19 protein-coding genes are annotated in these 14,784 nt (G+C 63.0%); 13 read left to right on the top strand and 6 right to left on the bottom strand.

Annotated features, from left to right (window positions below; genetic code table 11):
- Positions 1–100: 100 nt before the first annotated feature.
- The 6 genes from flhC to fliE all read right to left on the bottom strand — a co-directional run bounded on the left by flhC (position 101) and on the right by fliE (position 3,938).
- The gene (gene flhC / locus NUV89_RS11585; protein ID WP_017735859.1) at positions 101–667 is read right to left on the bottom strand and encodes a flagellar transcriptional regulator FlhC; all 567 of its coding nucleotides are present in this window, start codon (positions 665–667) and stop codon (positions 101–103) included.
- Positions 668–670: 3 nt separating this feature from the next.
- The gene (gene flhD / locus NUV89_RS11580; RefSeq protein WP_257781402.1) at positions 671–1,006 is read right to left on the bottom strand and encodes a flagellar transcriptional regulator FlhD; all 336 of its coding nucleotides are present in this window, start codon (positions 1,004–1,006) and stop codon (positions 671–673) included.
- Between the two features lie 330 nt (positions 1,007–1,336).
- The gene (gene fliT, locus NUV89_RS11575) at positions 1,337–1,708 is read right to left on the bottom strand and encodes a flagellar protein FliT (protein ID WP_124526393.1); all 372 of its coding nucleotides are present in this window, start codon (positions 1,706–1,708) and stop codon (positions 1,337–1,339) included.
- A gap of 2 nt (positions 1,709–1,710) precedes the next feature.
- Positions 1,711–2,112: a flagellar export chaperone FliS gene (gene fliS, locus NUV89_RS11570; protein WP_124526392.1), complete on the bottom strand. Its 402-nt coding sequence runs from the start codon at positions 2,110–2,112 to the stop codon at positions 1,711–1,713.
- 22 nt (positions 2,113–2,134) lie between these two features.
- Positions 2,135–3,544 (bottom strand): flagellar filament capping protein FliD, encoded by a 1,410-nt coding sequence (fliD, locus tag NUV89_RS11565; protein WP_257781401.1) that lies wholly within the window; start codon positions 3,542–3,544, stop codon positions 2,135–2,137.
- A gap of 79 nt (positions 3,545–3,623) precedes the next feature.
- Positions 3,624–3,938, bottom strand: a complete 315-nt coding sequence (gene fliE / locus NUV89_RS11560) for a flagellar hook-basal body complex protein FliE (protein WP_017735854.1) — start codon at positions 3,936–3,938, stop codon at positions 3,624–3,626.
- A gap of 182 nt (positions 3,939–4,120) precedes the next feature.
- Here fliE and fliF point away from each other — a divergent pair, with 182 nt between their 5' ends.
- From fliF to fliR, 13 genes are all read left to right on the top strand, one after another.
- Positions 4,121–5,830 carry a flagellar basal-body MS-ring/collar protein FliF gene (gene fliF / locus NUV89_RS11555; protein ID WP_257781399.1) on the top strand — a complete coding sequence of 570 codons (1,710 nt, stop codon included), beginning with the start codon at positions 4,121–4,123 and terminating at the stop codon, positions 5,828–5,830.
- Positions 5,823–6,821: a flagellar motor switch protein FliG gene (gene fliG / locus NUV89_RS11550; RefSeq protein WP_017735852.1), complete on the top strand. Its 999-nt coding sequence runs from the start codon at positions 5,823–5,825 to the stop codon at positions 6,819–6,821. Before fliF ends, fliG begins: the two co-directional genes overlap by 8 nt.
- Positions 6,814–7,491 (top strand): FliH/SctL family protein, encoded by a 678-nt coding sequence (locus NUV89_RS11545; protein WP_257781398.1) that lies wholly within the window; start codon positions 6,814–6,816, stop codon positions 7,489–7,491. The genes fliG and NUV89_RS11545 overlap by 8 nt, the downstream gene beginning before the upstream one ends.
- On the top strand, positions 7,488–8,834 hold the full coding sequence (gene fliI / locus NUV89_RS11540) for a flagellar protein export ATPase FliI (protein WP_257781397.1): 1,347 nt from the start codon (positions 7,488–7,490) through the stop codon (positions 8,832–8,834). The genes NUV89_RS11545 and fliI overlap by 4 nt, the downstream gene beginning before the upstream one ends.
- Before the next feature lie 19 nt (positions 8,835–8,853).
- The gene (gene fliJ / locus NUV89_RS11535; RefSeq protein ID WP_257781396.1) at positions 8,854–9,324 is read left to right on the top strand and encodes a flagellar export protein FliJ; all 471 of its coding nucleotides are present in this window, start codon (positions 8,854–8,856) and stop codon (positions 9,322–9,324) included.
- Positions 9,325–9,332: 8 nt separating this feature from the next.
- The gene (locus NUV89_RS29830) at positions 9,333–10,448 is read left to right on the top strand and encodes a flagellar hook-length control protein FliK (protein WP_308220194.1); all 1,116 of its coding nucleotides are present in this window, start codon (positions 9,333–9,335) and stop codon (positions 10,446–10,448) included.
- A 123-nt stretch (positions 10,449–10,571) separates the two neighbouring features.
- On the top strand, positions 10,572–11,030 hold the full coding sequence (locus tag NUV89_RS11520) for a flagellar basal body-associated FliL family protein (RefSeq protein WP_257781395.1): 459 nt from the start codon (positions 10,572–10,574) through the stop codon (positions 11,028–11,030).
- Between the two features lie 3 nt (positions 11,031–11,033).
- Entirely contained in the window at positions 11,034–12,089 is a 1,056-nt protein-coding gene (gene fliM, locus NUV89_RS11515) for a flagellar motor switch protein FliM (protein ID WP_124526386.1), read from the top strand.
- Entirely contained in the window at positions 12,082–12,552 is a 471-nt protein-coding gene (fliN, locus tag NUV89_RS11510) for a flagellar motor switch protein FliN (protein WP_257781394.1), read from the top strand. The genes fliM and fliN overlap by 8 nt, the downstream gene beginning before the upstream one ends.
- Positions 12,549–12,926 (top strand): flagellar biosynthetic protein FliO, encoded by a 378-nt coding sequence (fliO, locus tag NUV89_RS11505; RefSeq protein WP_257781393.1) that lies wholly within the window; start codon positions 12,549–12,551, stop codon positions 12,924–12,926. Before fliN ends, fliO begins: the two co-directional genes overlap by 4 nt.
- Complete coding sequence (gene fliP / locus NUV89_RS11500; protein ID WP_017735843.1) at positions 12,923–13,603, top strand: flagellar type III secretion system pore protein FliP; 681 nt, start codon at positions 12,923–12,925, stop codon at positions 13,601–13,603. Before fliO ends, fliP begins: the two co-directional genes overlap by 4 nt.
- Positions 13,604–13,616: 13 nt before the next feature.
- On the top strand, positions 13,617–13,886 hold the full coding sequence (gene fliQ / locus NUV89_RS11495; protein WP_257781392.1) for a flagellar biosynthesis protein FliQ: 270 nt from the start codon (positions 13,617–13,619) through the stop codon (positions 13,884–13,886).
- 6 nt (positions 13,887–13,892) lie between these two features.
- Entirely contained in the window at positions 13,893–14,681 is a 789-nt protein-coding gene (gene fliR, locus NUV89_RS11490) for a flagellar biosynthetic protein FliR (protein WP_257781391.1), read from the top strand.
- The last annotated feature ends 103 nt before the right edge of the window (positions 14,682–14,784 follow it).

The following is a 14,784-nucleotide window of genomic DNA, read 5'->3' as shown; positions in this document are numbered from 1 at the left end:
ACAGCGGTGGCTCAGTTGGAACATCTTTGACTGACACACCGCATTCGCGAGCAAGCCCGCTCCCACACAAGCCCGTTCCACATTTTGATCGGGTTCCGTCTCAGGCCTTGCGCATCGGCGGCAGATTCGCCAGTAGCTGCGCATCAATATCCCGCCGCTTCAAGGTCTTGCCCGCCCGCGACGGCGGCTGGCAGATGCCGCACACATAGTGCTGCGCCGGCGCATGGGAGTGCGCCACAAACTCGCCGGAGCAACACGAGCAGCGGATCAATTCCAGCATGTCGCTTTCAAAGAACCGCACGAGGGTCCAGGCCCGGGTCAGGCCCAGCACCAGCTCGCCTTCCTGGTCGCCGACCTGTTCCAGGTACAGGCGATAGGCTTTGACGAAGGCATCGATGCGATGCCCGCCAATTTCCATGAGGCTGCGGTAAATGCCGTAGAACAGTGACGAATGAATATTCGGCAGCCACGTCACGAACCAGTCGGTGGAGAAGGGCAGCATGCCCTTGGGTGGAGAGGCGCCTCGTACTTCCTTGTAGAGTCGGATCAGGCGGCCTCGACTGAGCGTGGTCTCCGTTTCCAGCACCTGCAGCCGTGCACCCAGCTCAATCAGTTCGATGGCCAGTTGCACTTGCTGCATTTCGGTGACCAGGCTTTTGTCTGACATGGGTCAGCCTTCCCCGATGCGCAAATCGCCGCTGCGCTCAGCGGATGCCATCAACAGCGCGGAGTGGATCTCGACCATCCCCAGTTCGCGGGCGTTGCCCAGCACCTTGGACAAACGCTCGGTCTCTTCAAACACCGGGCGACAGATCAACTGGTTGACCCGTGCCAGTTGAGTCATTTGCTTGCTGCTGAGTTTGGTCAGCAGGTCGGCCATGGGGTCGCTGAGTTTCAGGCGGAAAATCGCGATCTCGCGATCTTTGCGCAATAGATTTTGCGCCAGTAATAAATAGGACAGGTTCAGGTCCTGGATGTCTTCAAGCTCAGTGTTGGTATTTGGCAACTTTCTACCCCTCCCGTTGGGTACTACAGTTCGGCACGCCTAATGGCATGACCTCTGGCAGACAGTGCTGCAAATCGACAAGTACTAAAGTCAGGCGTGTTGGGTTGTACAACAAGTACCTGGATGTAGCGTTATTCGGTTATTCATGCTCCCGGCCATCCGCTAGCTGGCCGTGAATACCGGATTTTTTAATTTTTTCTAAAGTATTAAGTGCGCCGTACGATAACAGACTGAGGAATGATTTTTCTTGTCTGTTTTCAGTGTTTTAGCCTACCTCAAAGATATTTTCACACTTATGTGTCGCCCGTAGATGCAGCGTGTAGGTGTTTGTTATTTCTTTCGATACAAATAATGGCTTATTGGTATCACTTGATTGGAAGAGGCACCGTAGGTGTTGTTTAAATTGCTCTTGCGCCGATTGATCTGCATCAGTTCACCCAAGTCATTTTGTCGCGCATGCAAGAACCCGTTAACTTGCTCTTCCAGCGCGAGGATCTGGCTGAGTAGTTCAAGTTTGTATTGCTGGCCGCTGGCGTCCAGATCAACTTGGTCTTGCGCGCGGCGCAAGTAAGCGGCGTCAATCAAACCCTGGGACTTCAGCGCGAAGATACCGTCCCAGTCGGCGTGTTTGGCGCACTCCAGCAAACGTTGCGATTGTTCGAGCAGTTGTTCGTAGGCCGCGATCAGTTGTGATTGCATCATGTCTACTGCGCTTCCTCGGTCTGCGTGCCAATCGCCCGCCAGGCTGCGGCGACATTCTCCAGCAACTCGGCGGCCGTGTTCAGCGCGGCATCGTCATTGTTCAAGTTCGCGCGCAGCAGCAGGCGAACCACATAGTCGTAGAGTTGGTCCAGCTGTGCGGCAATCTCGCCGCCGTGTTCCAGGTTCAGCGAGCCGCGCAAACCCTGGCTGACCAGGTTGATCGCCTTGGTGATGGCCTGGCCCTTGGCGGCGATATTGCCGGCCTGCAAGTGCAGGCGCGCGATGCGCAGCGTGGCCTGGTAACTGTCGAACAGCATCACGATGTGCTGGTGGGGTGAGGCCGCCAAAATGCCGCTTTCCACGCCCACCTTGGCGTAGGCATTCGCGTCTCGATAGGCGTTCATCTCGTGTGCTCCGGGTGGGTCATCAGCTGTCGCTGTTGAGGGCGTCGAACTGGGTGGTGAGGTAGTCCGCAGTCGAGCTGAGCGACGCGATCAGGGTGTCGAGTTGGGTGAACTGTTCGGTCCAGCGCGCCATTTCGGAGTCGATCAGCGCCTGTTTTTCGTCGTAGCGGTCTTCCAATTGCTCCAGCTTGGTCGCCAGACTGTCGGTGCGCGCCACGATCAGGCCGTCGTCTTCGTCGAGGTAGGTGTCGAGGTCGGTGGTCATCTGGCCGATGAAGCCGGACGTGCCATCGCTGCCGACAAAGAACTCGGAGACGCCATCGATGTTGTCGGTGATCGCGCTGGTCAGGGTGTCTTCGTCGATCAGCAAGGTACCGTCGACTTCCAGGGAAATGCCCAACTGCGACAAATAGCTGAAGGTGCCGCTGCCCACCGCGCTGTACAGGTCGCTGCTGAGCTTGGTGCTGATGCGCCGCGTGGTCGAGTCGCCGAGCAATTCGCCCGCCGTGTCGGCATCCGCGTCGTAGGAAGTGAGGGTGTCGACGGTGGACACGTAGCTGTTATAGGCGCTGACGAACGACTCGATGGCGTCGTAGATCGCGTCGGTGTCCTGGGAAATCGTCAGGGTCTGCGAGCTGCCGACGGCGGACAGGTTCAGCGTGACGCCTTGCAACGCGTCTTCGACGGTGTTGCTTTGGCTGGTGACCGAGATGCCATTGATGGTCAGTTCGGCGTCCAGGGCTTCGACGGTCTGGGTCATGTTGCCCGTGCTGCCGTCGTAGCCGAACAGGCTGGAGGCAGTATCGCTGCTGTCGTCGCCGCTGTAGGTCACGGTCATGGTCGACGCGGTGCCGGTGCTGTCGGAGGTCAAGACCAGGCGGTACGGCGTGCCGGTGCCGTCGTTGACGATGGACGCGGTCACCCCGGCGCCGGACGCGTTGATCGCCGTGCGAATGCCTTCCAGGGTGTTGTTGCTGCTGCTCAGGGTGATCGACACCGCGTCGGCCGTGCCCACTTGCAGGGTCAGGGTCCCGGTGCCGAGGGCCGTGGTCTTGCTCGCGACGCCATCGGTGGTGAGGCTTTGCGCCTGGGCCAACTGGGTCACTTCCAGCTTGTAGGTGCCGGCGACGGCTTCGCTGGTGGTTGCGGCGGTGACGCCGCTGCCGGACAGGCTGGTGGTCAGCGCGGTGTACAGGCTGGAATCGGCCAGGGCTTCGGCGGCGGTTTGCAGCTTGGTCAGGGCGCTGGTCAGGGTGCCGTAGGCGGAGATCTCGGCGTTGACCGAGGTTTCCTGGTTGGTGATGGGCGTCAGCAGGCTGGCTTCCTTGGACTCTTCCAGGCTGGTCAGGATGCTGTCCAGGTCCAGGCCGGAGCCGACCCCGAGAGAGGTAATGGTTGCAGTCGACGAGGTGGTGGAGGTCGTGGTTGCCATGGGTGTGCCTGTGCTGGGGTGCGTTTGAACGCAACATCGGCCAATCGCGGGCTCGTCTTTAGGGGCGCGCCGACTTTTTTCAGACCTGCATCGCCATCACGTCCTTGTAGGCGGTGAGCAGGCGGTTGCGCACCTGCACGCCCATCTGGAACGCGACGCTGGCTTTCTGCGAATCGGCCATCACATCACTCAGCGACACCGATTCGCTGCCGGCCTGGAATGCGTTGGACTGGCGAGTGGCGGTCTGCTGCAACTGGTTGATGCGCTGCAGCGACGACTGCAATTCGCCGGCAAACCCACCGGCGGGCGCGCTGCGTTGTGCACTCGCGCCTTCGGCCTGTTCGGCCAACAGCGACAGTTGTTGCAGGGCATTGGTCAGGGCGGACGGGTTCATGGTGCAGGTTCCACAAGCTGCGATCAGGCCAGCAGGTTAACAAGCCTGGCCCCCGGCACATTCGCCCAATTGACCGCAAAAGCAGTGGCTTTTCCGGCCTTTGGCTTTGGCCGTTTTCGCCAGAATGGCCGCCTACTACTGTTACCGGACGCTGCAATGTCTTTCGCACAGGCCCTACCTTCGTGAGTACCGCAGTCCTGGCCAAAGGCGCACAAAAAAACCTGGCGACCCCGGTCCCTGTCAAACCCCTGGATGCGTTGACCACGCTGTTCCGCCGCCAGCCGCTGGTGCCGTTGCTGATGGCCGCCGCAGCGGTGATCGCGGTGGTGGTCGCCTTGCTGTTGTGGGCGCGCCAGCCGGAATACCGCGTGCTGTTTTCCGGCCTCAGCGAGGCCGACGGCGGGCAGATCATCAGCGAGCTGGACAAGCGCGCCGTGCCCTATCGCCTCAGCGAAGGCGGCAATACCATCCTGGTGCCAGGCGACAAGATGGGCGCCCTGCGCCTGCAACTGGCCGAGCAGGGCTTGCCCAAGGGCGGCAGCGTCGGCTTTGAATTGCTCGACAAGCAAGCCTTCGGCGTCAGCCAGTTCGCCGAACACCTCAACTACCAGCGCGGCCTCGAAGGCGAGTTGGCGCGCACCATCGAATCCCTGGGGCCGGTGGCCAAGGCGCGGGTGCACCTGGTGATGGCCAAGCAATCGGTGTTTGTGCGCGACCGCGAAGCCGCCCGCGCTTCGGTGGTGCTGACCCTGCAACCCGGCCGCGAAGTCGGGCCGAGCCAGACCAGCGCGATTGTGCATCTGGTCACCTCCAGCGTGCCGGAGCTGAGCGTGGACGCGGTCACCGTGGTCGACCAGAACGGCCGCCTGCTGTCCCAGACCCACGGTGACAACAGCGGCGTCGACGGTTCGCAACTCGACTATGTGCATGAGATCGAGCGCTCCTACCAGCGCCGTATCGAAGACATCCTCACGCCGCTGCTGGGCAGCCAGAACGTGCACGCCCAAGTGGTCGCCCAGGTGGATTTTTCCAGCCGCGAAAGCACCGCCGAACGCTACGCGCCGAACCAGGACAGCAACGCCGCCGCTGTGCGCAGCAAGCAAACCTCCGAGCATGTGCAGGACGGCGACGATGCCGGCCGTGGCGTGCCCGGCGCGCTGACCAACTCACCGCCCAACACTCCTCCGCCGACCAAGGCCAACGCGCCGACCCCGGCCGGCGGCACGGCTGCGGCGCCGGAGGCGAAAGCCGCAAAGAGCGCCAGCCAAAGCGAACGGATGATTAACTACGAGGTGGACCGCAACGTCGAGCACGTCAAGTCCAGCCTGGGCACCCTGCAGCGCCTGACCACGGCGGTGGTGGTCAACTACCGCACCGTGCTCAAGGACGGCAAGCCGACCAGCGAAGCGCTGAGCAAGGACGAACTCGACAACATCAACAACCTGGTGCGCCAGGCCATGGGCTTTACCGAAAGCCGTGGCGATGCCTTGCAAGTTATCAACAGCCCGTTCGTCGAAGCCGATACCAGCGTCGACGAACAACCCTGGTGGAAAACCCCCGAGGCCTACACCCTGCTGAGCACCGGCCTGCGCTACCTCGCCGTGGCATTGGCCGCGCTGGCGCTGTGGTGGATCGTGTTGCGCCCGATGCAGCGACGCAACGCGGCGCACACCCAGGCGCTGTTGGCGAACAACGCCGAGCCGGGCACGGCCTTGGTGCCGTCCAGCACGGGCACCAGCCTGTTGGTCGCCGGCCAGGAAAGCGCGCCACATACCTTGCCGCGCAAGTCGGCGGTGTACGAACAGAACATGCAGAGCCTGCAACAGATCGCGGCCGAAGACCCGCGACTGGTGGCCATGATCGTGCGCGGATGGATGAAGAAAAATGACTAGCAAGATCAGCGGTTCGCGGCGCAGCGCCATCCTTTTACTGTCCCTGGATGCGGACAGCGCGGCAGAAGTGTTCAAGTTTTTGCCCAGCGAAGACGTCGAGGCCATCAGCATGGAAATGGCGCGCCTGAGCCAGGTGTCCCATGAAGAAATGCGCCAGGTGCTCGAAGAATTCATGGACGAGACCGACCAGTACGCCGCCATCAATATCCAGACCAGCGACCATATCCGCGCGGTGCTGACCAAGGCCCTGGGCAGCGAACGCGCCGCCAGCCTGATCGACGACATCCTCGAAAGCACCAACACCGGTTCGGGCATCGACAAGCTCAACCTGATGGAAGCCTCGATGGTCGCCGAGATGATCCGCGACGAACACCCGCAGATCATCGCCACCATCCTTGTGCACCTGGAGCGTCACCAGGCCTCGGACATCTTGCAATTGCTGCCGGACCGCCTGCGCAACGACATCATCCTGCGCATCGCCACGTTCAGCGGCGTGCAGCCGGTGGCGTTGCAGGAACTCACCGAAGTGCTTGGCGTGATGCTCGACGGCCAAAGCCTCAAGCGCAGCAAAATGGGCGGCGTGCGCACGGCGGCGGAAATCCTCAACCTGATGAGCTCGGCCCACGAAGAACTGGCCATCGGCACCGTGCGCGAACACAGCGACGACCTGGCGCAGAAGATCCTCGACGAGATGTTCCTGTTCGAAAACCTTATCGACGTCGACGACCGTGGCATCCAGACCCTGTTGCAACAGGTCGATCAAAACTCCCTGGCCATCGCCCTCAAGGGCTCGCCGCCGGCGTTGCTCGAACGCTTCCTGCACAACATGTCCCAGCGTGCCGGCCAGTTGTTCCGCGAGGACATGGAAGCGCGCGGGCCGATCCGCATGTCGCAGATCGAATCCGAACAGAAGGCCATTCTTGCCGTGGTGCGGCGCTTGTCCGACAGCGGCGACATCGTGACCGCACGCGGCAACGACACCTATGTCTGAGCGTTGGCAACCCTGGCAGATGGACCCGCTGGGCAGCCCGGCGGCGGCCAGCGACGACCCCCACGGCAGCCATCGCGAACGCCTGCGCAAGCAAGCCTTCCAGCACAAGCTGGAGATGCAGGTGCTGCGCGAAAAAACCATCGTCGAGGCCCAGCAGGTCGGGCATGCCCAAGGCCTGGAGCAAGGTTATGCACAGGGCCTGGACGAAGGTCGCCAAGCCGCCACTGTGGAGTTGCAGCAGCAGATTCACGAGTCCCTGCAACCGCTGCTGGAGCTATGCCGCAATTTTGATCAAGCGCTGAAAGCCTTGGACACGCAGATCGCCCGGCAACTGGTGCGCATCGCCCTGGACGCCGCGCAACAACTGGCCGGCGAAGCCTTGAACGCGCAGCCGGAACAGGTGCTGGTGTTGGTCAAACGCCTGCTCGACAGCGACCTGGAACTCACCGGCAAGCCCAAGCTGTGGCTCAACCCCGACGACATGCAGCGCGTGCAGGACAGCCTCGGCGAACAGATCGATGCGGCGGGCTGGGTGTTGCACGCCGACGCGGCGATGCAGGCGGGCGGTTGCCGGGTGGTCAGCGCGGGTGGCGAGTTGGATGCGTCGCGGCCATCGCGGTTGGCGCTGCTCGATCGCAATGTCGAGCGCATGTTGGATGCGTTGCCATGAACTCGCATCTCGCGCGCTGGTCGTCTGTGCTCGATACGCTGCATGGCCAAGCCTTGCAGGTCGCGCCGCACCTGCGCAGCGGGCGCATCACCCGCGCCACCGGCATGGTCCTGGAAGCGGTGGGCCTGCGCCTGCCGTTGGGTGGGGCGTGTCGAATCGAGCTGGACGGCGTGTTCGCCGAGGCCGAAGTGGTGGGGTTTGCCGGTGACACGCTGTACCTGATGCCGCTCGCGGAAATCCACGGCCTGCAACCCGGCGCACGGGTGTTTGCGGCGGATGAAGGCGGCGGCAATCGCAGTTTTCCCTTGGGCATGGCCTTGCTCGGGCGTGTGCTCGACAGCGGCGGCCAGCCGTTGGACGGGCGCGGGCCGTTGCTCGGCGCCCATCACGCCGGCTTGCATACCCAGCCGCTGAACCCGCTCAAGCGGGCGCCGATTGATCGGCAGATCGATGTGGGTATTCGCGCGATCAACGCCTTGTTGTGCGTCGGCCGTGGCCAGCGCCTGGGTTTGTTTGCCGGTTCCGGCGTCGGCAAGTCGGTGCTGCTGGGCATGATGGCGCGCTACACCCAGGCCGATGTGATCGTGGTCGGGTTGATTGGCGAGCGGGGCCGTGAGGTGCAGGACTTTATCGACAATATCCTCGGTGAAGAGGGCCTGCGCCGCTCGGTGGTGGTGGCCGCTCCCGCTGATACATCGCCGCTGCAACGCCTGCAAGGAGCGCTGTATGCGACGCGGGTCGCCGAGGATTTCCGCGAGCAGGGCAAAGACGTACTGCTGATAATGGATTCGTTGACCCGCTACGCCATGGCCCAGCGCGAAATCGCCCTGGCCGTGGGCGAGCCGCCGGCCACCAAAGGTTATCCACCGTCGGTGTTCGCCAAGTTGCCCAAGCTGGTGGAACGCACCGGCAACGGCCCGCCCGGTGGCGGTTCGATCACCGCGTTTTATACGGTGCTCAGCGAAGGCGATGACCAGCAGGACCCGATTGCCGACGCGGCGCGGGCGATCCTTGACGGGCATATCGTGCTGTCGCGCCAGTTGGCCGAAAGCGGGCACTACCCGGCCATCGATATCGAAGCGTCCATCAGCCGCGCCATGACCGCCATCGCCAGCGATGCCCAGCAGCGCAAGGCCAACCAACTCAAGCAGATGCTCTCGCGTTACCAGCGCAACCGCGACCTCATCAGCGTCGGCGCCTACGCCCAGGGCCACGATGTGCAACTCGACCGCGCCGTGGGGTTGTACCCGCATATCGAGCGCTTCCTGCAACAACGCATCGATGACCGTGCCAGCGTCGACGAGACCCTGCACGGCCTCGGTTTGTTGTTCCCCGGCAACTGACTTTTTCGAGTAATCATCGATGGCCAATCAATCGCTGCACCTGCTGATCGAAATGGCCGCCAAGGCCCGCGACGTCTCGGCCCGCGCCCTGGCGCAAAGCCGCAGCGCCGAGCAGCAGGTTATCAAGCAGTTGCGCACCCTCGACCAGTACCAGCAGGAATACCGCCAGAACCTGCAAGTGGAACTGGCCAACGATGGCATGAGCCCGTCGGCGTTGACCAATTACCGGGGCTTTTTACAGTCGCTGGAAGAGGCGGTGGAGCGTGCTCAAAAAAGCCTGGAACGGCATCGCAAGCAGGTCGCCCATCACCAGCTCACGTGGATGGCGCAGTGGCGCAAGGTCAGCTCGATTGAGGCGCTGCTGGCGCGGCGGGCGCAGCAGGAACAGGTGCTGGCGGGGCGGGTGGAGCAGCGTCAGTCCGATGAACTGGCCAGCCAGTTGCGGCGCCGGGTTGCGGCGTTTCCTTCTTCCATCGATAGCGGTCTTTAAGGAACAGCATGGATATTCTCGCGACGTTAGTGCCGACGGCTGCGCCGGTGGCGGACAGTATTGTCGCCGAGGCGCCGGTGGCGCTGGCGGAATCGTTTTCGGCGGTGTTGAGCCAGGTGGTTGCGCCGGTGCCGCAAGCGTTGCCGGTGGTGCAGGCGCCGGTTGCGGTCCAGCCGCCTGTGGCCGTCGCCCCTGCCCCCGTTGCGCCGGTCGTTGTGCAAGCGCTGCCCGTGGAACAGCCCGAGGTCGAGCTGCCGCCCGTGTTGCCGGATGAACCGGTGGCTGAGGTCGCAGTGACAAAACCAACGAGCGCGACAGACAGCACCCTCGACGATATCCGCCAGCGCATGGCCCTGATCGAAAGCGCCGGGCAACTGGACACGTCGGCAGTGATCGTCGCGCCGCCCATTCCGGTCAGCCTGCCGGTACCGGTCAACGTGGCACCGACCGCGCCCGAGCCCGCGATCAGCCGCGCGACAACCCAGGCCCCGAGCCTGCCGGTCGTGGCGGAGGAGGAGCCTGACACGCCAGAACCGCTGGACCTGCCGGACGCCATGCCCGCGCCTGTCGCCACTGTGGCGGATGCGGTACCGCAGGTGCGCCCGCAAGCCGATGACCGCCAACCCGACAATCCGCCTTCGCCTGGCGTGTTCAGCCTCGCGCCGGCACCGGCCAGCCCGGTCGCCGCTCCCGTTGCCGACAACGATTTGGTCGTCGCCGCCACCGTCGGCAGCAGCGATTGGGCGGCCGACCTTGGCCAGCAGATGGTCGATATGGTCAGCCGTGGCGACAGGCAAGTCGACCTGCACGTGCACCCCGCCGACCTTGGCCCGCTGTCCATCAGCCTCGAACTGAACGACGGCACCACCCAGGCGCAGTTCCAGGTCGCCCATGCCTCGGTGCGCGCGGCGGTGGAACAGGCGTTGCCGCAATTGCGCGAGGCGCTGGCGAGCCAGGGTATTGCGCTGGGGCAGGCGTCGGTCAGCGATCAGTCGTCGCGCGGCAGTGCACAGCGTGATCCGCAGCCGTCAACGTTCAGCCGCAGCGACACCTCGCCAGTGGCCGAACCGGTGGTGGTGCAACAAGTGCGGCTAGCCCGCTCGGCGATTGACCTGTACGTGTGAATCCCAAATCAAAACAGCGAGATACCGCCGTTACCCGTGTCTTATCGCGCCATGGGCGGGGCGGGGCGCTGGTCATACTGGCGCCCTGCCTGATCGTTTCCCTTCATTGCATGGTTCCCGCCAATGACCGCCACCCGCAAAACCCCCTGGCTCCTGATTGTGTTGCTGGCGCTGCTTGTCGTCGCCGCGAGTGCCGGTGGTACTTACCTCTACCTGAGCCAGGTGGACGTCGCCCAGGCCGCGCCGGTGGCGAACAAACCCCAGGCGCCACGCTTGGTCACGGTGGCCCCGATGACGGTGAACCTGTCCAACCAGCGCGATGAACCGAGCCTGTTATATGTGGGGTTCGCCCTGGAAGTCGCCGACGACGCGACCCAGGCCCAACTGACCGACTACATGCCGCAATTGCGCAGCCAGTTGCTGACCCTGGTCAGCGGCCAGGACAGCACGCAGTTGATAACCCCCCAGGGCAAGGCCGCGCTGGCCGCGCGCATCCTCGACGCCCTCAAGCAACCGCTGGCGCCGCAGCAACCCGCCCCCGCGTTGCTGCGCGTGCTGTACACCGACTTTATCGTGCAGTAACCCATGGCCATCGACGATTTGCTCTCCCAGGACGAGATCGACATGCTGCTGCGCGGCAGCGACGAAACCGACGCTGCCCACGAAGAAGCCGGCACGCTCGACGCCGCGCGGGTCCGCCCGTATGACCCGGCGACCCAGCACCGGGTGATCCATGAGCGCTTGCACGCGCTGGACATCATCAACGAGCGCTTCGCCCGTTATTTCCGCATGAGCCTGTTCAACCTGATCCGGCGCAGCATCGACATCACCGTCAAAAGCGTGCGCTACCAGAGTTACAGCGAATTCTCGATGCACATGCCGATGCCCACCAACATCAACCTGCTGGCGATGAAACCGCTGCGCGGCACGGCGCTGGTGGTGTTCCCGCCGGCGGTGGTGTTCATGGTGGTGGACAACCTGTTCGGCGGCGACGGGCGCTTTGTGACCAAGTCCGAAGGCCGCGAATTCACCCGCACCGAACAGCGCATCATCCAGCGTTTGCTGGGGCTGTCGGTGGACGCCTACAAGGGCGCGTGGAAGTCGGTGTACCCCCTGGAAATCGAATACCTGCGTTCGGAGATGCAGGCCAAGTTCGCCAACATCACCAGCTCGCCGAATGAAATCGTGGTCAATGCCACTTTCCACCTGGAGGTCGGCAACCTCTCCAGCGATTTCAATATCGTCATTCCGTACCTGATGATCGAACCGATGCGCCAGTTGCTCAACGGCCCGCTGACGGACACCAATCCTGAGGAAGAACGCCATTGGAACAAGCGCATGGCGGGCGAAATCGCGCAGTCGGAGATTGAGCTGATCGCCGACTTTGTCGAAATGGACGCGCGCGTCGGCCAAGTCATGGCGCTGAAAGTCGGCGACGTGCTGCCCATCGAACTGCCCGACATCATCAGCGCACGGGTCGATGGCGTACCGGTCATGACCTGTGAGTACGGCAGCCAGAACGGCCTGCGCGCCTTGTTGGTGAAGGATCTGGTCGATCATTCCCTGAGCCTTTCTTCCTCTTCCTCCAGCCGATTCGTGAAGGGCCACGTCCCCACAGCCAAGGACTCCGAGCATGACTGATCCAACCGTTACCGAGCCCCAAGAGCCGGATGAATGGGCCGACGCCCTGGCCGAACAAACCATCGCCGAAGGGGCAGACGACCCGTGGGCGATTGCCCTGGCCGAACAAGAGGCGGCCGATGCGGCGCAGGAAAGCCCGGCGCCGAGCGCAGGTTCCAGCGTGTTCAAGCCGCTGGCGCCGGCGCAGCCCACCGCTGCGGCGCGTGAGCTGGAAATGATTATGGATATTCCGGTCAAGCTCAGCGTGGAGCTGGGCCGTACGCGCATCACCATCAAACAGTTGCTGGAACTCGCCCAGGGTTCGGTGCTGGCGCTGGATGGCCTGGCGGGCGAGCCGATGGACATCCTCATCAACAGCTACCTGATCGCCCAGGGCGAAGTGGTGGTGGTGGATGACAAGTACGGCATTCGCATCACTGAAATCATCACGCCGTCCGAACGCGTGCAAAAGCTCAACCGATGAACAGCGCAAGCCCGCCGCTCGGCGTGCCCACGGACAGCGTGATGAACCTGGCGCTGCTGGGTAAAACCGCCCTTGCCCTGGCTGTGGTGCTGGGCTGCGTGCTGGTGTTTGGCTGGCTCGCCCGGCGCATGGGCACACGGGCGTTGGTGCCCGGCAAGCAGCTGCGCGTGGTCAGCAGCACTGGCCTCGGCCAGCGCGAGAAAGTGGTGATCGTGGAGGTGCGAGGGCAATGGTTGGTGCTGGGCGTGACGGCGCAGCAGGTTACCGCGCTTGCGCAGATGGACGCGCCGCAAGCGGAGCCCGAAACGGTGGTCGCCGGCGGTTTTGCCGAGCGCCTGGCCAATGCCTTGACCCGCAAAGGGCGTGCCTCATGACCGGCATGGAGGGCCTCAGCGCCTTCACCGGGCAAGCGGGCGGCCAGCAATGGTCGCTGAGCCTGCAAACCCTGTTGCTGCTCAGCGCCATGGCGTTCCTGCCGGCGATCCTGCTGATGATGACCGGCTTCACCCGCATCATCATTGTGCTTGGCCTGCTGCGCACGGCTATCGGCACCACCTCGGCGCCGCCGAACCAGGTGCTGTTGGGGCTGGCGTTGTTCCTGACGTTTTTCGTCATGTCGCCGACCCTGGACCAGGCTTACGAAAAGGCCTGGTTGCCGTTCTCCCACGATGAAATCTCGGTGGAACAATTCCTCAAGGACGGCAGCCAGCCGTTTCGCAAATTCATGCTGACCCAGACCCGCCAGGGCGACCTGGCACTGTTTGCGCGGCTGGCGCAGATCGACGACCTGCAAGGCCCCGACGACGTGCCCATGCGCGTGCTGCTGCCGTCGTTTGTCACCAGCGAACTGAAAACCGCGTTCCAGGCCGGCTTCACCATTTTTATCCCGTTCCTGATTATCGACCTGGTGGTGGCGAGCGTGCTGATGGCGCTGGGCATGATGATGGTGCCACCGGCCACGATCTCGCTGCCGTTCAAGCTGATGCTGTTTGTGCTGGTGGATGGCTGGCAATTGCTGCTGGGTTCGCTGGCGCAGAGTTTCTACACCTGATGAGGCGTTGCCGATGACCCCGGAAATGGTGATGGACCTGGCTTACAAAGGCATGCGCATGAGCATGATCGTGGCCGCGCCCGTGTTGTTCGTGACCCTGTTTATCGGCCTGCTGGTGAGCCTGTTCCAGGCCGCCACGCAGATCAACGAATCCACCCTGTCGTTTATCCCCAAGATCATCGGCGTGTGTGTGGTGCTGGTGATCGCCGGGCCGTTGATGATGGAAATGCTCGTGGATTACACCCGCGCGTTATTCACCAGCCTGCCCACGCTGATCGGCTGACGCGCGGTGATTGAAGTCAGCTCGGCGCAGCTGCAACTGTGGCTGACCGGTTTTTTCTGGCCGTTCTGCCGGGTGCTCGCGTACCTGATGAGCGACCCGATCCTGGGGCACAAGAACGTGTCGAGCCAGGTCAAGGTCGGGCTGGCGATGTTGCTGGCGTTCCTGCTGGCGCCGAACCTGCCGCCGTTGCCCCAGGTGGCGCTGTTCTCCTGGCCGGGGCTGGGTGTGATCGTGGAACAGGTGCTGATCGGCATGGCGCTGGGCATGGTCATGCGCGTGACCCTGGCGGTGGTGGAGATGACCGGCGACATCTGCGGCATGCAGATGGGCTTGGCGTTTGCCACGTTCTTCTCGGCGGACACCAGCACCAACAGCCTGGTGCTGTCGCGGTACCTGGGGATGATTACCGTGCTGATGTTCCTCGCGCTCGACGGGCATTTGATGGTCCTGGAATTGCTGGCCGGCACGTTCAAGACCTTGCCCATCGGCAACCTGCGTTTCGACCCGAATGCCTGGCACCTGATTGCGCGGTACGGCAGCACGATCTACCTGACCGGTTTGTTGCTGGCGTTGCCGATGGTGGGCACGTTGCTGATTATCAGCTTGGCCATGGGCATCCTCAACCGCGTGTCGCCGCAGCTCACGGTATTTTCGGTGGGCTTTCCGCTGACGCTGTCGGTGGGGTTGATTCTGCTGATGGTGGTGATGGGCGACCTCGGGCCGTTTCTGGCGACGTTGCTCACCAACACCCTGCATTTCATGCAGTACCTGACGGATAACATGGCCCTTTCTTGAAGCCTGCTCGGTCAAAAATGTGGGAGCGGGCTTGCTCGCGAAAGCGGTGTGTCAGTCAATGGATTTGTACCTGAATCACCGCATTCGCGAGCAAACCCGCTCC

It is taken from the genome of Pseudomonas sp. 18.1.10, assembly GCF_024655625.1.
Taxonomy (GTDB): Bacteria; Pseudomonadota; Gammaproteobacteria; order Pseudomonadales; family Pseudomonadaceae; genus Aquipseudomonas.
The sequence above is the reverse complement of the archived record's forward strand: the minus strand, read 5'-3'. Positions and strand labels throughout refer to the sequence as shown.